Origin of the sequence: Curtobacterium sp. MCLR17_043, from assembly GCF_003224215.1 — a bacterium.
In the GTDB taxonomy this organism is placed as follows: Bacteria; Actinomycetota; Actinomycetes; order Actinomycetales; family Microbacteriaceae; genus Curtobacterium; species Curtobacterium flaccumfaciens.
In genome coordinates this window covers 48,433-73,854 of sequence record NZ_QKLH01000018.1, presented here as the reverse complement: position 1 = coordinate 73,854, position 25,422 = coordinate 48,433, and the positions used below count along the sequence as shown (strand labels likewise).

General features: G+C 71.0%; 30 protein-coding genes. 17 read left to right on the top strand and 13 right to left on the bottom strand.

The annotated features are described in order from the left end of the window. The first annotated feature begins 49 nt into the window (after window positions 1-49). The 3 genes from DEJ03_RS15765 to DEJ03_RS15755 all read left to right on the top strand — a co-directional run bounded on the left by DEJ03_RS15765 (window position 50) and on the right by DEJ03_RS15755 (window position 2,586). Window positions 50-934: a S26 family signal peptidase gene (locus DEJ03_RS15765; protein WP_110865355.1), complete on the top strand. Its 885-nt coding sequence runs from the start codon at window positions 50-52 to the stop codon at window positions 932-934. After that, on the top strand, window positions 931-1,785 hold the full coding sequence (locus tag DEJ03_RS15760) for a LamG domain-containing protein (RefSeq protein ID WP_110865354.1): 855 nt from the start codon (window positions 931-933) through the stop codon (window positions 1,783-1,785). Before DEJ03_RS15765 ends, DEJ03_RS15760 begins: the two co-directional genes overlap by 4 nt. Before the next feature lie 231 nt (window positions 1,786-2,016). Then, a complete protein-coding gene (locus tag DEJ03_RS15755) occupies window positions 2,017-2,586 on the top strand; it encodes a manganese efflux pump MntP family protein (protein WP_027466883.1) in 570 nt (189 codons plus the stop codon). A gap of 83 nt (window positions 2,587-2,669) precedes the next feature. Here the strand turns inward: DEJ03_RS15755 and DEJ03_RS15750 are convergent, their stop codons facing one another. Further along, a complete protein-coding gene (locus DEJ03_RS15750; RefSeq protein WP_110865353.1) occupies window positions 2,670-3,002 on the bottom strand; it encodes a DUF4190 domain-containing protein in 333 nt (110 codons plus the stop codon). A 64-nt stretch (window positions 3,003-3,066) separates the two neighbouring features. Between DEJ03_RS15750 and DEJ03_RS18075 the strand changes: the two genes are divergently transcribed. Next, window positions 3,067-3,219 (top strand): hypothetical protein, encoded by a 153-nt coding sequence (locus tag DEJ03_RS18075; protein ID WP_181422756.1) that lies wholly within the window; start codon window positions 3,067-3,069, stop codon window positions 3,217-3,219. Between the two features lie 29 nt (window positions 3,220-3,248). Here DEJ03_RS18075 and DEJ03_RS18340 read toward each other — a convergent pair whose 3' ends face one another. Then, window positions 3,249-4,658 (bottom strand): hypothetical protein, encoded by a 1,410-nt coding sequence (locus DEJ03_RS18340; protein WP_110865352.1) that lies wholly within the window; start codon window positions 4,656-4,658, stop codon window positions 3,249-3,251. Window positions 4,659-4,796: 138 nt separating this feature from the next. Here DEJ03_RS18340 and DEJ03_RS15740 point away from each other — a divergent pair, with 138 nt between their 5' ends. After that, a complete protein-coding gene (locus tag DEJ03_RS15740) occupies window positions 4,797-5,519 on the top strand; it encodes an SDR family NAD(P)-dependent oxidoreductase (protein WP_110865351.1) in 723 nt (240 codons plus the stop codon). A 15-nt stretch (window positions 5,520-5,534) separates the two neighbouring features. On the opposite strand, the gene DEJ03_RS15735 is transcribed toward DEJ03_RS15740, so the two are convergent. The 4 genes from DEJ03_RS15735 to DEJ03_RS15720 all read right to left on the bottom strand — a co-directional run bounded on the left by DEJ03_RS15735 (window position 5,535) and on the right by DEJ03_RS15720 (window position 7,444). Continuing rightward, on the bottom strand, window positions 5,535-6,488 hold the full coding sequence (locus tag DEJ03_RS15735; protein ID WP_110865350.1) for an AraC family transcriptional regulator: 954 nt from the start codon (window positions 6,486-6,488) through the stop codon (window positions 5,535-5,537). 61 nt (window positions 6,489-6,549) lie between these two features. Then, window positions 6,550-7,038 (bottom strand): hypothetical protein, encoded by a 489-nt coding sequence (locus DEJ03_RS15730; RefSeq protein ID WP_110865349.1) that lies wholly within the window; start codon window positions 7,036-7,038, stop codon window positions 6,550-6,552. Next, the gene (locus DEJ03_RS15725) at window positions 7,035-7,223 is read right to left on the bottom strand and encodes a hypothetical protein (protein WP_111099667.1); all 189 of its coding nucleotides are present in this window, start codon (window positions 7,221-7,223) and stop codon (window positions 7,035-7,037) included. The genes DEJ03_RS15730 and DEJ03_RS15725 overlap by 4 nt, the downstream gene beginning before the upstream one ends. Continuing rightward, entirely contained in the window at window positions 7,220-7,444 is a 225-nt protein-coding gene (locus tag DEJ03_RS15720) for a hypothetical protein (RefSeq protein WP_110865347.1), read from the bottom strand. The genes DEJ03_RS15725 and DEJ03_RS15720 overlap by 4 nt, the downstream gene beginning before the upstream one ends. 251 nt (window positions 7,445-7,695) lie before the next feature. On the opposite strand from DEJ03_RS15720, the gene DEJ03_RS15715 reads away from it, so the two are divergent. From DEJ03_RS15715 to DEJ03_RS15685, 7 genes are all read left to right on the top strand, one after another. Continuing rightward, window positions 7,696-8,388: a DUF6766 family protein gene (locus tag DEJ03_RS15715; RefSeq protein WP_258370878.1), complete on the top strand. Its 693-nt coding sequence runs from the start codon at window positions 7,696-7,698 to the stop codon at window positions 8,386-8,388. A gap of 181 nt (window positions 8,389-8,569) precedes the next feature. Then, a complete protein-coding gene (locus DEJ03_RS15710) occupies window positions 8,570-9,580 on the top strand; it encodes a LacI family DNA-binding transcriptional regulator (protein WP_181422755.1) in 1,011 nt (336 codons plus the stop codon). A gap of 134 nt (window positions 9,581-9,714) precedes the next feature. Continuing rightward, complete coding sequence (locus DEJ03_RS15705) at window positions 9,715-10,980, top strand: ABC transporter substrate-binding protein (protein ID WP_110865345.1); 1,266 nt, start codon at window positions 9,715-9,717, stop codon at window positions 10,978-10,980. A gap of 25 nt (window positions 10,981-11,005) precedes the next feature. Further along, window positions 11,006-11,959, top strand: a complete 954-nt coding sequence (locus DEJ03_RS15700) for a carbohydrate ABC transporter permease (protein WP_110865344.1) — start codon at window positions 11,006-11,008, stop codon at window positions 11,957-11,959. Next, complete coding sequence (locus tag DEJ03_RS15695) at window positions 11,956-12,828, top strand: carbohydrate ABC transporter permease (RefSeq protein ID WP_110865343.1); 873 nt, start codon at window positions 11,956-11,958, stop codon at window positions 12,826-12,828. Before DEJ03_RS15700 ends, DEJ03_RS15695 begins: the two co-directional genes overlap by 4 nt. Before the next feature lie 53 nt (window positions 12,829-12,881). After that, window positions 12,882-14,159, top strand: a complete 1,278-nt coding sequence (locus DEJ03_RS15690) for a family 1 glycosylhydrolase (protein WP_110865361.1) — start codon at window positions 12,882-12,884, stop codon at window positions 14,157-14,159. An 86-nt stretch (window positions 14,160-14,245) separates the two neighbouring features. After that, window positions 14,246-15,937, top strand: coding sequence for a CBM35 domain-containing protein (locus DEJ03_RS15685; RefSeq protein WP_110865342.1), 1,692 nt, complete (start codon window positions 14,246-14,248; stop codon window positions 15,935-15,937). A 93-nt stretch (window positions 15,938-16,030) separates the two neighbouring features. Here the strand turns inward: DEJ03_RS15685 and DEJ03_RS15680 are convergent, their stop codons facing one another. Continuing rightward, a complete protein-coding gene (locus DEJ03_RS15680) occupies window positions 16,031-16,426 on the bottom strand; it encodes a MerR family transcriptional regulator (RefSeq protein ID WP_110865341.1) in 396 nt (131 codons plus the stop codon). 94 nt (window positions 16,427-16,520) lie between these two features. On the opposite strand from DEJ03_RS15680, the gene DEJ03_RS15675 reads away from it, so the two are divergent. Next, window positions 16,521-17,222 (top strand): SDR family oxidoreductase, encoded by a 702-nt coding sequence (locus tag DEJ03_RS15675; RefSeq protein ID WP_110865340.1) that lies wholly within the window; start codon window positions 16,521-16,523, stop codon window positions 17,220-17,222. A gap of 121 nt (window positions 17,223-17,343) precedes the next feature. Next, window positions 17,344-18,330 (top strand): matrixin family metalloprotease, encoded by a 987-nt coding sequence (locus DEJ03_RS15670; RefSeq protein ID WP_110865339.1) that lies wholly within the window; start codon window positions 17,344-17,346, stop codon window positions 18,328-18,330. Between the two features lie 104 nt (window positions 18,331-18,434). On the opposite strand, the gene DEJ03_RS15665 is transcribed toward DEJ03_RS15670, so the two are convergent. Then, entirely contained in the window at window positions 18,435-19,085 is a 651-nt protein-coding gene (locus tag DEJ03_RS15665; protein ID WP_110865338.1) for an NAD(P)H-binding protein, read from the bottom strand. Between the two features lie 136 nt (window positions 19,086-19,221). On the opposite strand from DEJ03_RS15665, the gene DEJ03_RS15660 reads away from it, so the two are divergent. The 3 genes from DEJ03_RS15660 to DEJ03_RS15650 all read left to right on the top strand — a co-directional run bounded on the left by DEJ03_RS15660 (window position 19,222) and on the right by DEJ03_RS15650 (window position 21,247). Beyond that, on the top strand, window positions 19,222-19,707 hold the full coding sequence (locus DEJ03_RS15660) for a DUF4126 family protein (RefSeq protein WP_163342984.1): 486 nt from the start codon (window positions 19,222-19,224) through the stop codon (window positions 19,705-19,707). Between the two features lie 155 nt (window positions 19,708-19,862). Further along, complete coding sequence (locus DEJ03_RS15655) at window positions 19,863-20,834, top strand: NAD(P)-dependent oxidoreductase (RefSeq protein ID WP_110865337.1); 972 nt, start codon at window positions 19,863-19,865, stop codon at window positions 20,832-20,834. A gap of 80 nt (window positions 20,835-20,914) precedes the next feature. After that, the gene (locus tag DEJ03_RS15650) at window positions 20,915-21,247 is read left to right on the top strand and encodes a sigma factor-like helix-turn-helix DNA-binding protein (RefSeq protein ID WP_206647601.1); all 333 of its coding nucleotides are present in this window, start codon (window positions 20,915-20,917) and stop codon (window positions 21,245-21,247) included. Window position 21,248: 1 nt separating this feature from the next. Here the strand turns inward: DEJ03_RS15650 and DEJ03_RS15645 are convergent, their stop codons facing one another. The 5 genes from DEJ03_RS15645 to DEJ03_RS15625 form a co-directional block, all read right to left on the bottom strand. Next, window positions 21,249-22,442: an MFS transporter gene (locus tag DEJ03_RS15645; protein ID WP_110865335.1), complete on the bottom strand. Its 1,194-nt coding sequence runs from the start codon at window positions 22,440-22,442 to the stop codon at window positions 21,249-21,251. After that, the gene (locus tag DEJ03_RS15640) at window positions 22,439-23,137 is read right to left on the bottom strand and encodes a carboxymuconolactone decarboxylase family protein (protein ID WP_110865334.1); all 699 of its coding nucleotides are present in this window, start codon (window positions 23,135-23,137) and stop codon (window positions 22,439-22,441) included. The genes DEJ03_RS15645 and DEJ03_RS15640 overlap by 4 nt, the downstream gene beginning before the upstream one ends. Before the next feature lie 60 nt (window positions 23,138-23,197). Continuing rightward, window positions 23,198-23,401 (bottom strand): hypothetical protein, encoded by a 204-nt coding sequence (locus tag DEJ03_RS15635; RefSeq protein ID WP_110865333.1) that lies wholly within the window; start codon window positions 23,399-23,401, stop codon window positions 23,198-23,200. Then, on the bottom strand, window positions 23,398-24,333 hold the full coding sequence (locus tag DEJ03_RS15630) for a helix-turn-helix transcriptional regulator (protein ID WP_181422754.1): 936 nt from the start codon (window positions 24,331-24,333) through the stop codon (window positions 23,398-23,400). The genes DEJ03_RS15635 and DEJ03_RS15630 overlap by 4 nt, the downstream gene beginning before the upstream one ends. A 203-nt stretch (window positions 24,334-24,536) precedes the next feature. Next, window positions 24,537-25,415, bottom strand: a complete 879-nt coding sequence (locus DEJ03_RS15625; RefSeq protein ID WP_110865331.1) for a helix-turn-helix transcriptional regulator — start codon at window positions 25,413-25,415, stop codon at window positions 24,537-24,539. Window positions 25,416-25,422: the final 7 nt, after the last annotated feature.

Below are 25,422 nucleotides of genomic sequence, written 5' to 3'. Positions count from 1 at the left end.
AGATGTGTATAAGAGACAGGCCCCACCCCGACCTCCCGGAGCAGAGCCCATGAGCCAGACCGCAGCGATCCCGCTCAGCGGCATGCTCGACCGCCCGGTCCTCCGCGGCCGTCAGGTCACCCGCTCCGAGACGGTCCTCGCCTGGTCGGTCGCCGCGATCGCCGCACTGCTCCTCACCGCCGCCGTCCTGTTCCTCTCCGCCGGCGGCCGCTGGTTCGTCGTCGAGACCCCCTCGATGGGCGAAGCCGCCCCGGTCGGCACCCTCGTGCTCGACCTGCCGGTGGACGTCGCCACGCTCAGCGTCGGCGACATCGTCTCGTTCGAGACCTCCGCCAACCCGGATGTCGTCTACACGCACCGCATCGTCTCGATCGACGCGGACGGCGGGATCCACACCCGCGGTGACGTCAACGGCGCGACCGACCCGTGGACGCTCACCCAGGCCGACGTGATCGGCACCCCCGCGCTCCTGGTCCCGCGCATCGGCTGGCTGCTCCGCGCCGCCCCGATCCTGCTCATCGGCACACTGATCATCCTGACCCTGACCAGCGCGTTCACCGACCGGGTGACCCGCACGTGCCTGCGGATCGCGGGCAGCGCCCTCACCGCCTCGTACGCGGCGTTCGTGTTCAAGCCGTTCGTCAACGTGACGACGATCACGAACACCTCGAGCCCGACCGGGGTCGAGGCCACCGTGATCTCGTCGGGGATCTTCCCGGTCCGCGTCGACGCCCACGGTGGCAACAGCGTCCACCTGGTCGACGGCGAGATCGGTCGGGTCGTCATCCACGAGCTGACGAAGAACGGGCACTACCAGCTCATGTCGAACATCGACCTCGATCCCCTGGGCTGGGTCGCGTTGATCGCCGTGTGCCTCGTGCCGCTCGTGGCATGCCTGGCCGTCGGCCGCGTCGAGGCGGTGCGTCCCTCGTGATCCTCCGCCGCCTGCGCGACGGTCGCGTCGTCGCCGTCCTCCTCGTGGTCGCCCTGGCCGTCGTCGTCCTGCTCAACCAGTTCGCGCCGACCCGCTCGGCCTACAGCGCGCGTGTGACCAACAGTGCGAACACCGCGGCGACCGCCCCGTACTTCACGTGCACGGGTGCCGTCGGTGCCGACACCGCGAACGCCCTGTTCGCCTACCGCCTGACCGAGGCCTCGGGTTCGAAGACGGCCACCGACTGGTCCGGTCGTGGCGCGAACGGCACCTACCAGGGCACCATGACCGCGACCACGCCGAGCCCGAACGCCTGCCCGCGTGACAGCGGGAGCGCGTACGCGCTCAACGGTTCGACGAGCTACGTCTCCACCCCGCGCTCGTACGCCAACCCGACGACCTTCAGCGAGGAGGTCTGGTTCCGAACCACGGTCGCCGGCGGCATGCTCGTCGGTTTCGGCAGCAGCCAGACCGGAGCGTCGAGCCAGCACGACCGGAAGCTCTACCTGACCACCAGCGGACAGCTCGCGTTCGGCACGTACAACGGCGCCACCCAGGTCATCACGTCGCCGACGGCTGTCAACGACGGCGCCTGGCACCACACGGTGGCGACGATGTCGCCCACCAACGGCATGCGCCTGTACGTCGACGGCACGCTCGTCGCGTCGAACGCGGCGTTCAAGAGCCCCGAGAACTTCACCGGGTACTTCCGGGTCGGCTACGACGTCGTCAGCGGGTGGCCGGGTGCCACGAACAACCCGTACTTCACCGGGTCGATGCGGTACGCCGCCGTCTACGGCACCGAACTGACGGCCAGCCAGGTGGCCGCGCACGCGGCCGCCGGTTCCTGACGCACTGACTGCCGGACTGGAGGCTCGTGGCCGTGCCCGCCACGAGCCTCCAGTCCGTCCCCTGGTCACGTCGAGAACGTGGGCCGGGTTGGCGGACCGGGCCCACCAACCCGCGGATTCGGGGCGACGAATCCCGCTGATCAGGCCTTTTCGTGCCGTGGACCGTGCCAGGATCGTCAGGTCCTGAGACGTCGGAGTCTCCATCCGACCGTCTCGAAAGGCGCCACCCCCATGTCCTTCTGGGCCCTCTTCCTCATCGCGCTCGGCGTCTCCGCGGACGCCTTCGCCGTCGCCCTCGGCAAGGGCCTGCACATGAAGCGCTTCGACGTGCGGCACGCGATCGTGATCGCGCTGACGTTCGGGGTGTTCCAGGCGGTGATGCCGTTGCTCGGCTGGCTGCTCGGGTCGGCGTTCGCGCAGTACATCGCGGCCTTCGACCACTGGGTCGCGTTCGGGCTGCTCGCGCTGATCGGCGGGAAGATGCTGTGGGAGGCGTTCTCGAAGCACGAGGACACCGAGCAGGACACCGATCGGCTGCCGGTCCGCGAGCTCCTCGTGCTGGCGGTCGCGACCAGCATCGACGCCCTGGCGGTGGGCGTCACCCTGGCGTTCCTGCCCGTCTCGATCGGCGGCGCGGTGCTGCTCATCGGGATCACCACCGCGGTGCTGTCGTTCGTCGGGGTCCTGGTCGGTCGCCGTGTCGGTGCCCGTTTCGGCAAGCCGGCGGAGATCGCGGGTGGTGTCGTCCTGATCCTGATCGGTCTGAACATCGTGCTGGAGCACACCGGCGTCATCGGCTGAGGCCAGGACTCAGGAACCAGCCTCGAACAGACCGGAGGCCCGTGGCGAGCTGCCACGGGCCTCCGGTGTGGTGCTGGTGGGCGTCAGTACCCGCCCGTGGTGCTGGTGGGGGCGTTCGCGAGGACCGCGACCACGAAGATGATCCAGATGATGCCGAACACGAGCGACAGGGCGCTGATGATGACGCCGGCGAGGGCGAGGCCGCGGCCACGCTCCCCGGTCTTCTTGATCTGCGAGAGCGCGATGATCGAGACCACGAGGCCGGCGATGTTGATCACGAACGCCAGGACGAACCCGACGATCGCCATGACGTTGAAGCGGTCGGACGACGGCTGCATCGGAGCGCCGTAGGGCTGCCCGCCGGCGGCGTAGGGGTTCGGGTTCTGCTGGTTGTACTGGGGCGTGCCGTCACTCATGGCGCCGCGTCCTCTCTGGTCAGGGGATGTCTACACAGGGAACGTACAGGACCAGCGGGCCGCAATGTGCGGTGGGATCATCGGGGCATGGGACGGCTGCGCCGACACCTGCTGCACGGCGGCCGGTACGACGAGCGAGTACGCCGACCGGGCGGGCGGGCTGATCGAGGACCTGAACGCCGTGGCGCTCGAGCTGCGGGCCGTCGCCGAGGTCTGATGAGGCACTGACCGGCAGCGCAGCGCCCCTCAGATGTCGAGCACCCCGTCCACCGCGTCCGACCGGTCGGCGATGTGCCCGCTGTCGATGTCCTCGTCCAGGTGCACGCCGACGTACGGCCGGTCCTGCACGTGCCCGACGTCGTCGAACACCCGGTAGCGCCGACGGAGCCGCAGGTACGGCACGGTGCGGTGCTCGAACGACACCACGACCTCGGTCGCGGGCCACTCCCCCTCGACGGTGACCTCGACGGCTCGGTAGTCGCTCACCGACCGACGGGGTTCGGGGTGGTCGCGGGTCCACCGGATGTCGGGCTGGTCGAGTGCCTCGAACACGCCCACGAGGTCCGCGACCGCGCGCTCCCGTGCGGCAGCGTCCAGGTCGTGCAGCGGCCAGCGCGCGCCCTCGACGTCGGTCAGGTCGAACCGCTCCGTCCACGGTGCGAGAGCCGTTTCCGGTCGGTCCTGCTCGTCCTCCCACGACGTCTCGTCCTCGTCGTCCGCAGGGCGGGACGGCAGGTCCCCCGTGGTCACGGTGGCGGGCAGGCCGCCGGTCACGTCGAGGTCGACCTCGCGGGAGACGTAGACGACGTTCCGGAACACGGACGCGTCGGGCTCCAGTCGCGGACCGGTCGGTGCGTACCGGATGGTGAGGACCGAGCCGGTACGGCGGACGTCCTCGACCAGGTGGTCGACGGCGATCGTCGTCCGGCTGCCGTCGGTCCGCACGAGCACGAGCTCGGTCGGCGGGGTCGGCAGGGGTGGCGCGGGAACGGCCGGTGCTCCCGACCGACGAGGGAAGTCGTCCTCGTCGTCGGCGTCGGATCCGGCACTCCAGAAGTAGCGGGGGCCGTCATCGTCCGCGTCGTCGTCGTCCAGCAGCTCGGGGTCTTCGTCCTCCGGCTCCTCGCCGGCCGCCAGCGTCGCCGCCCACTCCTCCGGCGACGGCCAGAACGGCTCCGTCGGCGCCCACGGCAGGGTCTCCGGGTCGACGCCGTCGAGCGGGTCGTCCGAGTCCCCGTCGTCGTCCTCCGGATCCTCGAGGCCGTCGTCCTCGGAGTCCTCGTCCTCACCCATCCACATCGACGCGTCACGCGGGTCGCCGATCCACAGCCCCTCGACGTCCGCCCCGAGCACGCGTCGATCACCGAGGTCGACGGCGCACGTCACCCCGGTCGGCGTGACGTGCACGGCGGTCCGGGACATCTCGTCGAGGTCGTCGCCCACTTCCTCGAGCGATCCGTAGACGACCCAGGCGCCCCCGTCGGTCGCGAGGACCCCGACCTCGTCGACCGCACCGTCCGGCAACGGGGCGTCCGGCCACGTCACCCACCGCACGTCGTCGCCCGTGACGACCGCCGCGACCGGTCGCGTGGCGTCCGGCACGATCGTCGCGTCACCGACGCCGACGGCGTCGATCGGCTCGAGGAAGCTGCTCATGCAGCGACCGTACCGCGGCCCTGTGGCCGGCCCGTGAACAGCCGGGAGGCCCGTGGCGGGCCCGCACCGCGCCTCCAGTCCGCCCGTTGCCGGTCCACCTGCCGGACCCGCCGCAGCCGCCGGGCGCATGATGGGCGGATGGCACGCATCCTCGTCACCGGATCCACCGACGGCCTCGGGCGGGGAACCGCCGACTCGCTGCTCCGCAGCGGACACGACGTCGTCGTCCACGCGCGCAACCCGGGCCGCGCCGAGGCGGTCGCCGACCTGGTGGAGCGCGGCGCCGAACTCGTCGTCGCCGACCTGGCGGACCGCGACGCCGTGATCGCCACCGCCCGGGAACTCGACGCCGGCACCCCGCTCGACGCCGTCGTGCACAACGCCGGCGTGATCTCCGGCCGTTCCCTGGTGCCCGTCAACGTCGTGGCGCCCTACCTGTTCACCGCGTTGCTGCGCTCGCCGGGGCGGCACGTGTACCTGAGCAGCGGGATGCACCGGGGCGGCCGTCCGGGCCTGGACACCGTCGACTGGACCGGCGCGTCGGAGACGAACTCGTACTCCGACACGAAGCTGTTCGTGACGGCGCTCGCCGCCGAGGTGCCGCTCCGGCGCCCGGGCGTGCTGAGCAACGCCGTCGACCCGGGCTGGGTGGCGACCAAGATGGGCGGGGCGGGCGCTCCGGACGACTTCGAGCTCGGACACCGCACGCAGGAGACGCTCGCGACCGACCCGAACCAAACCGTGACGGGTGGTTACTGGTTCCACGGGGAGCGGCAGGAGCCGCACCCGGCGGTCGCCGACCAGCGGTTCCGCACCGAACTGCTCGACGCGCTCGCGACGGCCACCGGCGTCACGCTCTGAGTCGCGCGCACGCCGTCAGGAGCGGCGGAGCGTCTCGCTCGGGTACTCGCCGTGCCGGTCGGCGTACGCGGCGGAGAACCGGCCCGCGTGGGCGAAGCCCCAGTAGCGGGCGACGTCGGCGACGTTCGTGGTGGCCGGGTCGGACGCCAGCAGTTCGGTCCGGATGCGGTCGAGGCGCACCGAGCGGATGTAGGCGTTCGGCGACATGCCGAGCAGCCGCTGGAAGGCGGCCTGCAGGGCGCGGAGGCTGAGGTGCGCCATCCGGGCCAGGTCGGTGCTGGTGATCGGCAGGTGCGCGTGCTCGTGGACGTACTCGACGACCTGCCGGATCCGACGGTGCTGCGGCAGCAGCAGTTCGTGCGGCAGGTCGGCGGTGGCGCGGGGGTAGAGCTCGAGCAGGGACACCGCGGCCAGCCGGCCCATCTCCGCCTGCAGCAGCGGGGACGCCTGTCGGTCCAGGGTCGTGGCGGAGATGAGCTGGACCGTCTGTCGCCACTGCCGGATCGCCGCGTCGTCGATCCGGGCGGTGTGGTCGAAGCGGCGGAGCGACAGGCCACGCTCGGCGGCGACCCCCTCGACGGCTGCGCGGTTCACCTGGACGAGCCGCTGGTCGTAGTCCTCGAAGCGGAACGGGAACGCCTCGTTCGGCCACATCTGCGGGCGTCCCGGCACCAGGTGGATGGCGGTGCCGCCGTCGCCCAGGACGCCGAGCCCGCGGGTGATCCACTGCACGACGAAGTCGTCACCGGCGGGCATCTCGCCCGTCAGGCGTCCACCGAAGTGCACGGCGCGGAGCGTCATCGTGCCGTCGCCGGCTGCCGTGTACCGGTAGTCGAACCCGTCACCCGTGGTGTCGGCGTGCCACTCGATGCCGTCGTACGCGGTCGCGAGGGTCTGCTTCGCGGCTGCGAGGTCCGTGCCCTGCTCGTCGACCCGGATACGCGCGGGCTGCTCGGTGTCGTCGTTCATGTCGCTCGAGCAGTAGTTTCACACCCCGGTTCGGGGCCATCGTGCGATTGTCCAGATGCGGTCAGAACAGGGCGTCGCCCTCGTGCACCGCGAGCAACATCGCCGCAGCGGTCCGAGCCGTGCGGACCGGTTGCACCGAGCGGTGGACCGTCGCCTCGACGTGGGCTCCGTGGAGCAGCAGGGTGAGCGCCTGGCCGAGGTACGCCGGCAACGCGGCGGCCGCGCAGCGTTCGGCGACGTGCGCCTCGACCTGCCGCAGCTGGTCGTGCAGCAGGTCGACGAGGTCGGTCCCGTCGGCGGCTGATCCTGCTCCGGCATGGGCCGTGTCGGACCACGCCCGGTGCCCGTCGGCCACGAGTCGGTGCTCCAGGTGGGTGAACACGGCGAGCAAGCGGTCCCGGGGGTCATCGAACGCGGCCTCGTGCTCCAGCAGCCCGCGCATCCACTCGTCGTGCCGGTGGCGGACGGTGTCGAGCGCATCGAGCGCTCCGAGCCCGACCGGCGCTCCGGACGAGGCGGTCGGTTCGGCCACGAGGGTGGTGCTGCTCACGCTGCCACGAAGAAGTCCGCGTACGTCGGGTCAGCCGGGACGCCCCGCACCACGCCGGACAGCCGTCGGGTGATGAGCGCCTCGAGTTCGGTGGGGGGTGTCAGGCCGCGGCGGCGCCACTCGAGGGGCTGGGCACGGAGTTCGTCCATCGCGTCGTCGTCGAACGGCTGGGCCACGGGGCTCATGCGCCGAGACCGATCACGACGACGGCCGCGGATGCCGTGGCGGTGACCGAGACGATCCCGGTCGCGGTCGCGGCGACCATGAGCGTCCGGAGCCGAGCCTGTTCGCGCATCTCGGTGAAGGGGCTGCGCTCGGAGACGCAGCGTGCACGGCGGGCCACTGCGGTGTGGGCGTGCTTCGGGGCGAGTGCGGTGTCGGTGGTGAAGGTGGTCGTGGTGGTCATGGCTCGGGCCCATTCCTCTCTGCGTCCTCGCCGGCGTCGGCGGTCCTGGCGATCGGGCTGGCATCGACGGTAGGTCGGGCTCCCCGGCGGTCGTGGACGAACCGGGGTCGGACGGCGAAAGTCGGACAGCCGGTGTGCGGAAGGTGTCCGGAACCGGCTCGCGCACCAGCGCGATCCGGCCAGGACGGTCCTGCGAAGGCGTTCGTGGCGTCCGGACCAGGATGGGCTCGACACGACGAACGGAGGACCCGGTGACCCTCGGCCTGCACAACGGATCGAGTGGGTGGCAGCGCGTGCGACGGCACGGCCTGCTCCTCGCGAACGTAGCCGTCTTCGTCGTGTGCTTCGTCGGCATGGTGTTCGCCGGGTGGCGGGTGTCCGCGGCGGACGCCCTCCAGCACGGTGAGGCAGCCGTGTCGCTCTGGGGCTTCCTGACGAGCGGGGACTTCGCCGAGGCCACGTTCGAGAACTGGGAGAGCGAGTTCCTGCAGATGGGCGCGTACATCGTGTTCACGGTGTTCCTGTTCCAGAAGGGGTCGAGCGAGTCCGAGCCACTGGACGAACAGAGCCCGCAGGACGAGGACCCCCGGGAGCACGCCGACGACCCGAAGGCCCCGTGGCCGGTGCGCCGGGGCGGGATCGTGCTCATGCTGTACGAGAACTCCCTGCTGATCCTGTTCGCGGTGCTGTTCCTCGGCAGTGTCGTGGGGCACGTGATCGGAGGCGCTGCGGCCTACAACGAGGAGCAGCTCGAGCACGGCGACAGCGTGGTCTCGGCGTGGGGCTACCTGGGCACGAGCCAGTTCTGGTTCGAGTCGATGCAGAACTGGCAGTCGGAGTTCCTGGTCATCTCGGTGATGGTGATCGCCACCGTGTCCCTGCGGCAACGAGGGTCGAGCCAGTCGAAGCCCGTGGCCGCACCGACGGAGCAGACCGGGAGCTGACGGTTCCTGGCGGACTGAGCGGGGCCCTGGACGGGCCGAGCCTGAACGGGAGGCCCGTGGCGGGCCCGCCACGGGCCTCCCGTCCGGTCCGCACCACGCTGGTGCGGTAGGTTCCTGCCGAACGCAGTCCGCACGTGAGAGGGGGCGCCCGATGGCGCAGGGGCACCGCTCTCCGCCCACGATGAGCGACGTCGCCGCCGTGGCGGGTGTCTCGAAGAAGACCGTCTCGAACGTGCTGTCCGGCTACGAACACGTCTCCGTCCGCACCCGTGACCGCGTGATGGCCGCCGTCGACGAGCTCGGCTACGAGCTCAACGTCTCGGCAAGGAACTTCCGCGCCGGACGCTCCAAGGTGCTCGGGCTCGCGGTGCCGGAACTGCGGCAGGCGTACTTCGCCGAACTCGCCGACGCCGTCATCCGCGCTGCCGGAGCCGTGGGGTACACGGTGCTCATCGAGCAGACCGCGAGCGGCGTGCGCGAGGCGGACGCGATCACCCGGATGCGCGAGCACTCGATCGACGGCATCATCTACAGCCCGCTGACCGTCCGGCCGAGCGACGCCGCCGCACTCGAGGTGAAGTTCCCCCTGGTCGTGCTCGGTGAGCCGATCCCGGACGCCCCCGTGCCGTTCATCGCGATGTCGAACGCGGACGCGCTGCGGGACGCGACCGCCCATCTGCTCGACGCCGGCCGCCGGTCGATCGCGTTCATCGGCTCCGACCCGTCGGGCCCCGTGCGCACGGCGCAGGAGCGTCTGCGGGGCTACCGCGAGGCGCTCGACGACCACGGCGTGCCGTTCGCGCTCGAGCGGGTCGTGCCGACCGCCCTGTGGCACCGGGCCGAGGGCGCGGCGGCTGCACGGCAGCTCCTCGACGCCGGCGTGCCGGTCGACGGGATCGTCTGCTGCAACGACGCGCTGGCACTCGGGGCGATGAGTGCCCTGCAACTCGCGGGCCGGACCGTGCCGGACGACGTCGCGGTCGTCGGGTTCGACGACATCGAGGAGTCGGCGTACTCGACCCCGGCGCTGACCACGGTGTCGGCCGACCTGGACCGGGTCGCGGCGACGGCGGTCGGGGTGCTCGTCGCCCAGCTCGAGGAGGGTGCCCCGGCGACACCGGGGGTGCTGCGCTCCCCGCACGCACTCGTCGTCCGGGCGTCGTCCGGACCGTTGCGTCCGGTTGCTGCCTGACCCGGTGACCACGGGTGCTCCCCGACCCCTTGACCGGGCGGTCGAGCACCGGCTACTGTCCACATTTACACCGGTGTAAATCCGGGATGGACGAGGTCCGCACACCGACGTGCCGGACGGATGGCAGGTTTTCGATGAAGAAGCACATCGCGGTCGTCGCGCTCGCAGCAGCGGCGTCGCTCTCCCTCGCCGGGTGCGCCGGCTCCCCCGGATCGTCGGGTGACGGCGGCCACGTCGACCTGACGTTCTGGCACGGGTACACCGAGGCCGACGGCAAGGTCCTGGACGGCATCGTCAAGGACTTCAACGCCTCGCAGGACAAGGTCACCATCACGACCCAGACGAAGACCTGGGCCGTGATCGACGACACGATGCTCCCCGCCCTGTCCGCGAAGAAGGGCCCGGACCTCGTCGCGATGACCTCCGACCGGCTGCCGGTCTACGCGCAGAAGAAGGCGCTGGTCGACCTCAGCGACTTCTACGCCGACGACGCCAACAACACCGGGGACCTGAAGGAACAGGCCGTCGCGATGGAACGGGTCGACGGCAATGAGTACGGGGTGCCGAGCGGGTTCGTCCCGCTCTCCGTGATCTACAACAAGAAGCTGTTCGCAGCGGCCGGCATCGACTCCTTCCCGACCACCTGGGACGAGTGGGTCGCCGACGCGAAGAAGCTCACGAAGGACGAGAACGGCGACGGCACCCCCGAGCAGTACGGGCTCGTGCTGCCGGACCACCAGACCGTCGGCAACGGCATCTGGCCGAGCCTGTTCGCCGGCAACGGCGGATCGATCACGAACGAGGCGGGCACGAAGTCCACCATCGACTCCGCCGCGAACGCCGAGACGCTCGAGTACTGGGCGAAGGCGGTGCGCAACGACAAGATCTCGCCGACCGGTGTCGACGGCATCGCCGCGGACAAGCTCTTCACGGCCGGCAAGACCGCCATGGAGATCGGCGGCCCCTGGATGGCCGGCGTCGCCGAGGCCTCGGACATCGACTACGGCATCGCCGCGATCCCGGCGGGCCCCGAAGCACAGGTGGCCTCGGCCATCGGCATCTCGCTCGGTGTGACGGCCCAGACCGACGACGCGAAGCAGGCCGCAGCCGAGCGGTTCCTGCGCTACTTCAACGAGCAGTCCGTCGCGACGAAGTGGGCCCTCGGGTCCGGCTGGCCGCCGCTCCGCACCGACGTCACCGCCGCCGACGTCGACGAGAACCCGACCGTCGCGACGCTCACGGGGCTGCCGGGCACCACGATCCCGCTCCTGCCCGGCGTGGTCGACAGCGCCGACGTGCTCACCGCCGTGGACACCGCGACCCAGAAGGCGATGGCGGGCGGGGACCCCGGATCGCTCCTCGCCACCGCCGACGCCGACGTGCAGTCGGCCCTGAAGTAGCAGCAGCGGCCCTCGGAGGACCCTCGTGACCACGCAGCAACTCGGCCGACGCCGTCGGTACCGACCACCGGGCCAGCTCGGCGGACGATCGCCCCTGAACGGCACGTTCCGCCGCCGCGCCACCATCGTCGGGTTCCTCGCACCCGCGATCGTCATCCTCGGGGCGTTCGTGCTCTGGCCGATGCTCTCGGCGCTCCAGCTGTCGTTCACCGACGCCAGCGGGTTCGGCGACCCGTCGTTCATCGGCTTCGCGAACTACGTCCGGGTCTTCACCGACCCCGACGTCCTGCGGTCCATCGGCAACACCGCGCTCTACTCGGTGCTCTTCACCCCCGTCGCGATCGTCGTCGCCCTGGTGCTCGCCCTCGTGCTGAACCACCCGGCCCTGCCGTTCCGCGGGTTCTTCCGGTCGGCGTTGTTCCTGCCGTTCATCGTGTCCCTGGCCGTCGCCGCGTTCGCGTGGTCGTACCTGCTCGACCCGCAGATCGGCCTGCTGAACCACTGGCTGCAGCTCGTCGGCATCCGGCTCGGCAACGTGCTGCAGGACCCGACGCTCGCGATGCCCACCGTGGTGCTCGTGGCCGTGTGGAAGAACTTCGGCTTCTACGTGGTGATCTTCCTGGCCGGGCTGCAGGAGATCCCCACGAGCCTGTACGAGGCAGCGCAGCTCGACGGCGCGAACGGCCGCCAGCGGTTCGCGAACGTCACCTTCCCGATGCTGAGCAACACGATGGCGTTCGTCGTGATCGTCGCCCTCATCGCCGCGCTGCAGGCGTTCGACCAGATCTACGTCCTGACCGGCGGTGGTCCGTACCGGTCGACGGAGACGATCGTCATGCAGATCTACCAGTCCGGCTTCAAGGACCTCGACCTCGGGTTCGCGAGCGCCCTGGCGTACGTGCTCCTCATCGCGACCCTGCTGCTCAGCCTCGTGCAGTTCCTGTTCTTCGGGAAGCGCGGAGAGGACACCGCATCATGACCGCGCTCCCCCGTCCCGCGACCGTCGTCCGACCCAGCACGGTGGCCCGTCGACAGCCGTCGATGCGGTGGCTCGGCTTCGCAGCCGTGGCCGTCGTGACCCTGGCGGTGCTGCTCCCCGTGCTCGTGATCGTGTTCACCGCGTTCAAGCCGGCGAGCGAGGTCAACGCCTACCCGCCGACGCTGTTCCCGCACACCTGGACGCTCGACAACTTCCGGGCGATCTTCACGCAGCTGCCGTTCGGGCGGCTCATCCTGAACAGCTTCGCCTTCGCCGGCGGTGTGACGGTGTTCGCGCTGGCGTTCGACGCGCTCGCCGCCTACGCCCTGGCACGGCTCGACTTCCGGGGCAGCAAGGTGCTGCTCATCGTGATCGTCGCCAGCCTGATGATCCCGTTCCAGGCGACGCTCATCCCGATCTACCAACTGGTGTCCGACCTCGGGTGGGTGAACACGTTCGCGGGGCTGATCGCGCCGCGGGCGGCCGACGCCTTCGGGATCTTCTTCCTGCGGCAGTTCTTCGTGTCGCTCCCCCGCGACCTGGACAACGCGGCGCGGATCGACGGGGCCTCGGAGTGGCGGATCTTCCGGAGCGTCGTCCTGCCGAACGCCGTCCCCGCCCTGCTCACCCTCGGCATCTTCACCTTCGTCAACAACTGGAACGACCTGCTCTGGCCGCTGGTGTTCACCACCGACCAGGACATGGGGACCATCACGTCCGGCCTCACCCTGCTGACCGGACCCGGCGGGATCATCCCGCAGGGCGTGATGATGGCCGGCGCCCTGATCGCCGTGCTGCCCCTCGCCGTCATGTTCCTGCTCGTGCAACGCCGCTTCATCGAGAGCGTCGCCAGCACCGGGCTCAAGTGACGACGACCCCGCACGAGCCCGGAGCGGCCGTGCCCACCACGAAACGAGACACCATGCACTGGTCCGACGACGGCAGGCTGCACTTCGCCCTGGGCATCGAGGACACCTTCGTCCCGCAGGCCCGACCGGGTGAACGGCCCATCGACGAGTACGAGCTCACCGACCACTACCGGCAGTACGCCGCCGACCTCGGGCTGGCGGTCGACGTCGGCGCCGAGCTCCTGCGCTGGGGCGTCCCCTGGTACCGGGTCGCCCCCGAGCCGGGCGTCTGGGACTGGTCGTGGGTGGACGGCGTCATGGCGCGGTTCCGCGAGACCGGCCTGCGCCCCGTCGTCGACCTGCTGCACTACGGCACACCGCTCTGGCTCGACGGGCAGTTCGCCCACCCCGACTACCCGGCGCACGTCACCGAGTACGCCGCCCGGTTCGCGGCGCGGTACGGCGACGTCGCCACCGACTACACGCCCGTCAACGAGCCCGTCATCCACGCCCTGTTCTCGGGTGAGTACGGGTACTGGCCCCCGTACCTGACCGGCGCCGAGGGGTCGGCCCGGATCGCGTCCGCCCTGGCCAAGGGGTTCGTCTCGACGCAGCACGCGATCACGCGCGAGCTCGGGGACGCCGCCACCTTCGTGCACGTGGACGCCGGCATCCGGTACGTGGGCGACGTCGACGCCCCGGAACACCGCGACACGGTCGCCCGCCTGCGCGCGCAGACGTTCCTGGTCGAGGACCTGGTCACCGGTGGCGTCGACGACGCGCACCCCCTGGTCGGTCGACTCCGGTCCGGGGGCGTCACCGACGCCGACCTCGACTGGTTCCGGCAGCACGCCGTCCGGCCCGACGTGATGGGCGTCAACTACTACCCGCTGCACTCCACCGAGGTGTTCGAGGCGGGGGTGCACCACGGCGGCGGATTCGCCGACCCGCGGCCCTACGAGGACACCGGCGTCGAGGGGCTCCGCGACGTGCTCACCACCTACGCCGAGCGCTACGGCGCCCCGGTCATGCTCACGGAGACGTGCGTCACCGGTTCGGTCGAGGAGCGCATCGGCTGGCTGGACGCCTCGGTCACGGCCGTGCGGGAGCTCCGTGACGAGGGCGTGCCGGTCGTCGGCTACACCTGGTGGCCGCTGTTCGACATGTACGAGTGGACCTGGCGGCACACGGACGCCCCACGCCAGGAGCACCTGCTCACGATGGGCCTCTTCGACCTCGTCGAGGACGGCGCCGGCGGCCTCGACCGTCGCCGCAACCCGGTCGCCGACGCGTTCGCCGCGCACACGCGACAGGAACGGGCCGTGGCAGCGGCCCTGTCCGCGACCCCGTGACGGACGGGAGGCGCGGGTCGGGTCGGTCCCGCGCCTCCAGTCCGTCTCCGCCCACCACCACTGCACCACCAACCGAACGGAGCACCATGTCCCTCCGCCTCGGCGCCGCTCCGGCGCCTCGTCGACGCCGAACGCTCGCGTTCGTCGTCACCGCTGCCGCCGCCGCGGCAGCCCTCGTCGCCGGCGTCGCCGGCGTCGCCGGCCCCCTCCCCGCACAGGCGGTCACGACCGGCAACGGAGCCCTCGTGTACTCGCCGGCAGCGGGTTCCTCGTTCAACCCCGAGGGCGGCCGCGCTGCCGGCACCACCTACGCGAAGAACATCGTCCTGAAGAACAGCGGATCGGCCAACGGCCAGCAGTTCGTCACCTTCGACCAGCTCGTGCTCGAGAACGGCGTGCAGGTCTACCCGATCTACCGGAGCACGGACAACGGCACCTCGTGGAGCCGCGTCGCCACGGTCAAGCCGAGCACCCAGTTCCCGACGCTCACCCGCACCGCGCAGCCCTCGCTGTACGAGACCCCGGTCCAGCTCGGCACGATGCCGGCCGGCACGCTGCTGCTGAGCGGCATGATCATGCCCACCGACCGCTCGAGCAGCCGACTGGTCATGTACAAGAGCCTCGACCACGGACTGACCTGGTCCTTCGTCAGCACCGTCGACACCGGAGGCCCGGCCACCTACGACCCGAGCCCGAGCTCGACGACCTCGACGGTGTGGGAGCCGTCCGTCGCCGTCGACGCGAACGGCGGGCTGGTCACCTACTTCTCGGACGAGCGGCAGAAGGCGAACAACGTCCTGCAGGCCGTCAGCTACCGGCGCTCCACGGACGGCGGCCTGACCTGGGGTCCCCTGGTCAACGTGTCCGCACCGACCAACAAGAGCGACCGTCCGGGCATGATCACGGTGACGAGGATCCCGAACGGCAACTACGTGGCGACGTTCGAGGTCGTGAACCGGCCGAGCCAGACGAACAACACGGCGCCGGTGTACTTCAAGACCTCACCGGACGGTCTGAACTGGAGCCCCGAGACGAGCATCGGCACCAAGATCGCGCTGCCGGACGGCCGTGGCGTCGGGTCGTCGCCCGAGGTGCGCTGGGTGCCGACCGCCGGCAACGCCAACGGCATGATCGTCGTCTCGTCCAAGTGGTCCCTCGACAGCGCGGGCAACATCGACGGTGGCCAGAACTTCGTCGTCAACCGCAACCAGGGCACGGGTTCGTGGGAGCAGCTGCCGTACGCGGTGACGTACGACGCGCGGGATGCCGAGGGCGGGACGTTCAGCGGCTTCGCCCAGGGCTTCGACTCGAGCGCCGACGGCAAGACGCTGTACCAGGCGACGAACGTCGAGAACCTCACCACCACGTACAACGACGTGCGGGTCGGGTCGATCCCGATCAACGCGCAGCGGTACGAGGCCGAGTCCGCGGTCCGGAACGACACGAGCACCGTCACGCAGGCCGACGCGGTGGGCGGCGCGAAGGTCGGCAACATCAACAACGCGACGAGTTCCGTGCAGTTCACGGTGCAGGCCGCGACCGCGGGGACGTACACGGTGAACGTCCGGTACGACAACGGCACGGGTGCGACGAGCACCCACGCGCTCGCGGTCAACGGCACCTCGGCCGGTTCGGTCAGCTACGCGCCGACCGTCAACTGGGGCCGGTTCGGATGGGCGCAGAAGACGGTCACGCTGAAGGCCGGCGCGAACACGCTCACCTTCACCAAGGGGACAGGGTTCGCCGAGCTGGACCAGATCCAGGTGTTCCAGCCCTGACGCCGCACCCGCGGCCCTGGTCGTGACCAGGATGCGGACGGGAGGCCCGTGGTGGACCCGCCACGGGCCTCCCGTCCGTCCTGGTGCCGCGTCTCAGGCCGCGACCGGCTCCGCAGGTCGGTCACGCAGTGCCGAGCAGTGCTCGGCGGTGGGGTGCTCGGTGATCGCGATGACCTGGTCGAGGCGCCCCCGGACCGCCTCGAGCTCGGCCAGCTGCGCGGTGATCCGGTCCCGCTCGGCGATGAGGAGCGCGAACGACTCCGGCGTCGACTCCCCACGGTCGACGCAGGGCAGCAGCTGCACGATCGTGCGGCTCGCGAGCCCGGCGGCGAACAGCTGCTGCACGAGCTGGACCCGCTCGACGGCTGCGTCCGTGTAGACCCGCTGCCCGCTCGCGGTGCGCGACGCGGTGAGCAGCCCCTGCTCCTCGTAGTACCGCAGCGAGCGGACGCTGACGCCGGTCTCGGCCGCGAGGTCACCGATGCGCATGTTGCTCCGATCCGGGCTTGCCCCTGACATGGATGTGAGGTCTTAGCGTAGCCGAGCCGCTGCGGGAGACACCCGCGCGGCAGGAGGAGACACCATGGACATCGCTGGATCGGTCGCACTCGTCACCGGCTCGAACCGCGGCATCGGACGCCGCTTCGCCCTGGAGCTGCTGGAGCGCGGAGCGTCGAAGGTCTACGCGACCGCACGCCGACCCGAACTCGTCGACGTCGAGGGCGTCGTCGCGCTGCCCCTCGACATCACCGACCAGGCCTCCGTCGACGCGGTGGCCGCAGCCGCGGGGGACGTGACGCTGCTCGTGAACAACGCCGGCATCTCGACGCAGGGCTCCCTGGTGACCGACGACCTGACCATCGTCCGGAAGGCCATGGACACGCACTTCTGGGGCAGCCTGTCGATGATCCGCGCCTTCGCACCGGTGATCGAGCGGAACGGCGGCGGCGCGATCGTCAACGTGCTGTCGGCCCTGTCGTGGTTCGCGGCGCCCGGCGCGGGTGGCTACGCCGCGGCGAAGGCGGCCGAGTGGAACATGACGAACGCCGTCCGCCTGGAGCTCGCCGACCGGGGCATCAGCGTGCAGGGACTCCACCTCGGTGCGGCCGACACCGACATGATGGGCGACTACGACGGCCCGAAGACGGACCCGACGGACGTGGCCCGTGCGGCACTCGACGGTGTGGAGCGTGGCGTGGCCGAGGTGCTCGTCGACGACTGGAGCCGGATGGTGAAGGCGTCGCTGGCCGATGCACCGGAGCGCTTCTACGCACAGATGGCCTGAGCGCCGCCCCTGACTGGGGGCGTGTCCCCGCAGCGCAGTCCTGGACCCGCTGCGTGGTCATCGGCGAGCATGGACCCCGATCAGGAGCGGGGGGCACGTCGCCTGCCGCTGGAAGGGAACCATGCGTCCTGTCAGGAACGCGCTGAGCACCGGGGCGATCGTCGCGATCCTCGCCGGCCTCACCATCACCGCAGCACCCGCCCAGGCGGCGAGCCCGGGGGCCGGCACGAGCTGCGCCCCCGGGACGCTGTCGGTGCAGACGCTCGAGAGCGGTTGCACGGCGACCTCCGGCACGGTCGTGACGCCCGACGGCCGCACCTTCGCGCTCCCCGCGCCGGGTGAGAGCGTCATGGCGAGCAGCTCGGCCGCCCCCGGGGCGCCCGAGCTCGCCGACGTCCTCATCGCGAACAACGGCTCCGCCGGTGTCGCCGTCCGCGTCGACGAGGCCTGGACCGGTTCGGCCCCCGCCGTCCAGCAGGAGCGTGCGCAGAGCCAGGCCGCGACGGCACAGGCCGCCCCCGCCGCGACGACCGCTGCGACCACGAAGTGCACGAGCACGGCGTACAAGGCGTCCGGCTACACCTGGCCGAGCACGGTCAAGTGGTACTACAACCAGACCGGGCAGAAGTCGACGTACGCCAAGGACGCCCTGCGCAAGGGGGCGAACGCCTGGAACGGCACGATCTCGGCGTGTGACCGGACCGTCACGTCGACGGCGAAGAACGACTACCTGCGCCTCGCGACCCAGAAGCCCAACCTCACCGACCAGGGCGGCTGCTCGCGGAACAACGGCTACAACGTGATGGGCTGGGGCAAGCTCCCGACCGGGACCCTCGGCGTGACGTGCGTCTGGTTCGACGGCAACGGCAACGCCCGCGAGGCCGACCAACGCTACGCCACCGGCTTCAAGTGGAGCTCGACGGCCACCTGCTCGGGTGCGCGCTTCGACACCCAGGTCGTCGCCACGCACGAGTGGGGCCACCTGTACGGCCTCGACCACGTGAAGACCGGCACAGGCCAGGTCATGGAGCCGTCCGGCGGCTACTGCGAGCTCGACGGCCGCACGCTCGGCCGTGGCGACATGACGGGCATCTCGACGCTCTACTGAGCTCGACGTTCTGCAGGGACACGGACGGGGTCGTGGCGGAGAACCGCCGCGACCCCGTCCGTCTGTGGGTCTCGGTCAGACCGCGTCGGCGCAGTCGGTCTTGGTCAGACCGCGTCGGCGCGCAGGAACTCCGCCACCGGAGTCGACCCCGTGTTGAACCGGAACGTGTTGCCTGCCGTGCCGGAGTTCTCGACCACGTCGGCGACCACGTGCGCCACGTCACCGCGCGGCACCTGGGTCGACGAGCCGTCCCAGTCGACGGAGCCGGTCGGCTCGTCGTCGGTCAGGGTGCTCGGGGCGACGATCGTCCACTGCAGCCCCGAGTCGCGGAGCACGGCGTCGGCGATCATCTTCGACTGCGCGTACGCGAAGAAGTCCTGGTCCTGCGGGACGCCGTGGTCGAGCTGCGAGCCCGAGAACGACACCATCACGTAGCGGTCGACGCCGGCCTGCTTCGCGCCCTGGATCGACAGCACCGCAGCGTCGCGGTCGATCGCCCAGGTCCGGTCGACGGATCCGCCACCGGCACCGGCCGACCACACCACGGCGTCGTGCCCGCGGACGAGTTCGGCGAAGTCGTTCAGGGACTGCTGCTGGATGTCCGCGACGAGCGGTTCGCCGCCGTGCGCTCGGATCTCGTCGGACTGCTCGGCGTTCCGGATGACGGAGGTGACCGTGTGTCCGCGCTCGGACAGGATGCGGGTGGCGAGGAGTGCGACCTTGCCGTGGCCGCCGAAGACGATGACGTTGCTCATGGGCCGGACGCTACTCGGGGCGGCTCCGTGCCCGGGGAACGCCCGGGGAACGCCCGACGTCCGCCCGTCGCCCGCGATGCTCGGAACACCCGAGGTCACCGTGCGTACCGTCGGGGGCAACACGACAGGAGTCACGATGAGCAAGCAGCACGAGCAGCACACCCTGGTCCGCACCCTGGTCCTCGGCATCATGAGCGGCGGCCGGAGCGCCACCCCGCTCGCCGTCCTCGCACTGAACCACGACCGGTCCTCGCTGAAGGGTTCGTGGCAGCAGTGGAAGGTCTTCAGCACCCCGGTCGGCCGTGGGCTGCTCGTGGCCTCCGCCATCGGTGAGCTCATCGGCGACAAGCTGCCGAAGACCCCGAACCGCATCGCCCCCTCGGCACTGCTCGGACGGGTCGCGTCCGGTGCCCTCGCCGGTGCCGCCCTCGGCACCACCGGCAAGCGCGACCTGCGCATCGAGGGCGCGATCCTCGGTGGCGTCGGTGCCCTCGTCGGCAGCTTCGTCGGCTGGGGTGCTCGCAAGGCCCTCGGGGGTGCGGGCCTGCCCGACCCCGTCGTCGCGCTCGCCGAGGACGCCGCGACCATCGCCGGTTCCGTGAAGGTCATCACCGCCGACTGAGCGTTCCGCTCGTGCGCGGCGGGCGCGCTGCGCTTGCTCGCCGTGGGCGCCGCGCACGCCGCGGGCGCGTTTCGTGAGCAAGAACGGTCGGGTCGCACCGCCGCACCCGACCATTCCTGCTCACGATCCGCACGCCTCGGCCTACGGTGGCCCCCATGCACATCGTCGTCATCGGAGCCACCGGCCACATCGGCTCGTTCCTCGTCCCCCGTCTCGTCCGCTCGGGTCACCGGGTCGTCGCCGTCACCCGCGGCACGAGCACCCCGTACGCCGACGCCCCGGAGTGGCAGCAGGTCGAGCGGATCACCGCCGACCGCGAGCAGGAGGACCGCGACGGCACCTTCGGCAGCCGCATCGCCGCGCTCGGTGCCGACGCCGTCGTCGACCTCGTCTGCTTCACCGAGTCCTCCGCCGCAGCGCTGGTCGACGCGCTCCGCGGTACCGGTACGCACCTGGTGCACTGCGGCTCGATCTGGCGTGCGGGGGCGTCGCACGTGCTGCCGATCACCGAGCAGAACGCGACCCCGCCGTTCGGTGACTACGGCGTCCAGAAGGACGCCATCGCCCGGATGCTCAAGGAAGAAACCGCATCAGGCGGTTTGGTCACGACGTCGCTACACCCCGGGCACATCAGCGGTCCGGGCTGGACGCCGATCGGTCCGCTCGGCAACCTCGACACGTCGGTGCTGACGAAGCTGTCCGCCGGCGAACCGCTCGAGGTCCCCGGGCTCGGCGCCGAGACGATGGCACACGTGCACGCCGACGACGTCGCGCAGGCGTTCCAGCTCGCGGTCGAGCACCGCGATGCGGCGGCGGGCGAGGACTTCTTCGTCACGGCTCCGACGGCGCTCACCGCGCGCGGGTATGCCCACCTGGCAGCGTCGTGGTTCGGCCAGGAGGCCCGGCTCGACCCCGTCACGTGGGACCGGTTCCGCGAGACCACGGCTCCAGAGCACGCTGACGCCAGCTGGGAGCACCTGTCCCGCAGCCAGGTCTTCAGCACCGAGAAGGCGAGTCGTCTTCTCGGCTACGCACCGGCGTTCACCGCCGAGGAGACCGTGCTGGACGCCGTGCGCTGGCTCGTCGACCACGGTGAGCTCGAGGTCGCGAACCCCCTGGTCCGCTGAGCCCCGTGGTCCCCGCCCTGGGCTGCGCATCAGCTTCAGCTAATATTGCTGAAGGAACGACGCGGAGCGAAGGAACGATGATGGGCAAGAAGGACTTCGTCCGCGGGAACGACCGCGTCGAGCGTCTCCTGAGACAGCCGGACATCGCGGACGCCGTTGCCGCGCTCGAGACCGAGGCCGACGACCTCGACCGAGTCCACGCGATGAGCCTGGCGATGGTGCGTGAAGCGGGGAAGCGCACGCAGGCCGAGATCGCACACGAGCTCGGCATCAGTCAGGGGGCGGTGTCGCAGATGGAACGGCGCGAGGACATGTTGCTCTCCACCCTCCGGAGCTACATCACCGCGACCGGTGCCGAGAACCCACGCATCATCGTCACGGTCAACGGCCGTGACGTCGAGTTGGCGATCTGACTCAGGCCCGCTCCGGCTCGACCACGAGCCCGCGGTTCCGGTGCACGACCCAGACCGTCGCGGCGAACCCCGCCAGCACCGCGGCGCCGATCGTGACCGCCGTCCAGCCCCCGGCGTTCCACAGCACCGACGCCAGCGCGGAGCCGATCGCCCCGCCGATGAAGTTCGAGGTGACGAACGCCGTGTTGAGCCGGCTCCGCGCGGCCGGGTCCACCGAGAAGAGCCGGGTCTGGTTGAGCACGTTCGCGGCCTGCACGGCGACGTCGAGCAGCAGCACGGCGAGCAGCACCACGACGATCGAGTGCGCACCGATCCCGGCGACGACCAGGGAGACGAGCAGGAGCACGATCGCTCCCCCGGTGACCGGTACCGACAGTCCCCGGTCGTGCAGTCGCCCGACCCGCTGCGCCGCCACGGCGCCCGCGAGCCCCACCAGGCCGACCAGCCCGATGCTGCTGGTGGAGAAGTCGTAGGGGTCGCTGCTCAGCAGGAACGTCAGGGCGGTCCAGAACATCGTGAACACGGCGAACACCGACGAGCTCATCACGAGCGTGACCTGCACGGTCCGGTGGGTCCGGACTGCACGGAACACCGACAGGATGAGCTGCGGGTACGCCACCTTGCCGCGGGCGTCGAGCTCCGGGATGGCCCGCCGCAGCAGCAGGGCGAGGACGACCGCGACGACGGCGGCGAGGACGTAGATCGCACGCCACCCGAACGCGTCCGCGACCAGGCCGCTGATCGTCCGCGACACCAGGATGCCGGTGAGCACCCCGGAGGCGATCGTGCCGACGACACGTCCGCGCTGCGCGGGGTCCGCGAGGTCCCCGGCAAGCGGGATGAGGAGCTGCCCGGCGACCGTGGTCAGCCCGACCAGTGCCAGGGCGACCAGGAGCGCCGCGAAGGTCGGAGCGATCGCGGCGAGCAGCAGCGCGACGGCGGAGGCGACGAGCACCCAGGGGATGAGGCGCCGGCGGTCGAGGACGTCCCCGAGTGGCACGACGAGCAGGATGCCGAGGGCGTAGCCGACCTGGGTCAGCGTGACGAGCAGCCCGGCGAGTGACGCCGAGGTGCCGAGCGACGATGCGATGTCGTCGAGCAGCGGCTGCGACCAGTACAGGTTGCCCACCGCCGCTCCCCCGGCGACGGCGAACAGCAGGGTCCGGCCGGTCGACATCGAGTGGTCGGTGGTCATGCTGCGGGTGCTCCCTCGTTCACGGCGGCCAGGGCGTTCAACGTGCGCGGGTAGCCGATGAGCGGGACGAGCACGGTCAGGACGTCCAGCATCTGCTGGCGGGTGTTCCCGACGTTCAGGTTGCCGGCCACGTGCCCCTGCACCTGGGCGTCGGCCCCGCCGAGCGCCGCGAGCAGCGCGAAGGTCAGGAGTTCACGGGTGGGCAGCGACAGCCCGTCCCGGCCGACGGTGTCCCCGAAGCAGTTGCCGGACAGGAACCGCTGGAAGTGCACGGCGTCCGCGGGGGCGTTCTCGTACATCGCGTCGACGCGGTCCGCACCGACGACGGAGCCCTGCACCGCTCGGCCGCGCTCGAGTCGGTCCGCCGGGGTCGTCGTCGACTGTCCGGCCAACGGCAGGGTGACCCCGCGGGCGACCAGCACGGTGTTGGTGATCGTCAGGAAGTCGCCGACGCGTGCGGAACCGACGTAGGCCACGGCCTGGTAGACGATCTCCTTCGCCTCGGTGGGCGAGAGCGGGCCGTCGAGGGCCTCGTCCAGCAGATCGCGGAACGCCGTCGGCGCCCCGGCCGCGATCGTCGCACCGAGCTGGACGACCACGCGGTCGTGCTCGCTGAGTGATGCGTTCCGCAGGGTCTCGTCCACGAAGTCGGCGTGGTACCGGGCGAACTCGGGGTCGGTGTCGGCGAAGGTCATGTCCTCGACGCTAGGGCCGACCGCGGAGCCGTGACAGGTGCTGTCCTCCCCCCTCAGCCGTCACCGTCGCCGGAACAGCTCCCCCAGGTGCCACGGCCCGGGCGCGAGCCGCACCGCTGCCTCGGCTCGGACCCGCTCCTCGAGTTCACGGTCGCGGGTGAGCTCGTGGATCTCCTGCTCGGCACGCCACCGGAGCCGCAGTCGGCCGAGGAACCCGGTCGGCGGAGCCGGGACGACGGTCTCGACGGACTCGGTCTCGTTCACGCGTCCTCCCCGGCAGCAGCAGCACCAGCGACGGAAGCAGCACCGGCGACGGAAGCGGTCGACGCAGCCGCCGCACTCGTCGCACCGGTCGCGCTCGTCGCCGCGAGGTTCGCCAGCAGCTGCAGCCGTTCCTCGGACGCCGACCCGGGCTCGGTGCCGTACACGACCATGGTCAGCCCCGAGTCCGTGACGAGCTCCATCGTCTCGTAGCTCATGTCGATGTCGCCCACGTCCGGGTGGTGCACGCGCTTCACACCGCTCCGGTGCCGCATCACGTCGTGTGCGGCCCATCGCCGCCGGAACTCGTCACTGCGGGTGGAGAGCTCCCCGATCAGGTCGGTCAGTCCCTTGTCGTACGGCGAGCGGGCCGCCTCGGCGCGCAGGGCGGCGACCACGTCGCCGGCGACCGAGTCCCAGTCTCGCCAGAACTGCTGACCGCGCGGGTCGAGGAACGCGAAACGCGCGGTGTTCGGGGTGCCGGAGGGCGACAGGAACAGCGGCGAGTACACCGCGCGGGCGAGTGTGTTGCCGGCGAGGAAGTCGAACCGGCCGTTGCGGACCCAGGCCGGGGCGCTGATCGAGTCGAGCACCCGCTGCACGTTCGGCCGGACCTTCGACGTCGGGATCGTCCGGCGCGAGGCACCCGAAGCGTTCTGCAGACGGGCCAGGTCGAACAGGTGCGCGTGCTCGGCATCGTCGAGACGCAGCGCACGGGACAACGACTCGAGGACGCTCTCGGAGACCCCGGTCAGGTTCCCGCGCTCGAGCCGGACGTAGTAGTCGACGCTCATCCCCGCGACCAGTGCGAGCTCTTCGCGCCGCAGTCCCTTGACGCGGCGGACCCCACCGAAGTCGGGCAGACCGACCTGCTGCGGTGTGACCCGCTCGCGGCGTGTGCGGAGGAAGTCACGCACTTCGCTTCTGGTGTCCATGCCTCCACGGTACGGCCGGCCGGGTGTCGCAAGCAGGGGTTGCTGGTACCCGTCAGCAGGGATCGGCCCGGACCCGGACGGGACGGACACGAGCCGGTTCGACCGGGTGATCCCGGAGGTCTGACGCGACCACGAGCGGCCTGGAGGCGCGGTGCGGGCCCGCCCCGTCCCTCCCGGCAGATGCGGTGGTCGCGACCACCGCGTCAGGCGAGCTGGCGCGCCCGCTCCGCGATGCCCTCGGTCGCCGCCCACGAAGCCAGCACCCGCAGGGCGTCGGCCGTCGGGCTGCCCGGCGTCGCCGGGTAGATGGTGAGCGCGAGTCCCGGGTCCTCGGCGAGTTCGAGCGTCTGGAAGTGGAGTTCGAGCGGCCCCACGACGCGGTGCCGGAACGACTTCACGCCGGCGTAGTGGCGTCGGACGTCGTGCGCTGCCCAGAGGCCGCGGAAGTCGTCGCTCCGCATCGACAGCTCGCCGATCAGCGCGGCGAGGTCCTTGTCGTTCGGCGTCCGGCCCGCTTCGCGGCGCAGGATCGCGACGTTCGTGTGCGCGGCCCGCTGCCAGTCCTGGTAGAAGTTCCGCGCTTGGGGGTCGAGGAAGATGAAGCGCGAGAAGTTCATCGGCCGCGCCGGTGCCGCGACCAGGTCCGAGTGCATCGCGAAGCCGAGCGCGTTCGCGGCGACGATGTCCTGCCGGTTGTTGATGATCATCGCCGGGGCGTCCGTGACGACGTCGAGCAGGTACTGCAGCTCGGGCCGGACGGCAGCGACGGGCACGACACGACCGGCGCGACGCGGGGTCTCGTTCTGGTGCTGCGACAGGTCGCGCAGGTGCTCCTGCTCGGCGGGGTCGAGCTGCAGGGCTCGGCCGATGGCGTCGAGCACGCTGTCCGAGACCCCCTGCAGGTTCCCGCGCTCGAGTCGCGTGTAGTAGTCGATGCTGACGCCGGCCAGGCGTGCGACCTCTTCGCGACGCAGCCCGGTGACGCGGCGCCGTGTGCCGAAGGTCTCGACGCCGGCCTGCTCGGGGGTGATGCGGGCGCGACGGCTGGAGAGGAAGTCGCGCGCTTCGTCGCGGTGGTTCATGCCGTCA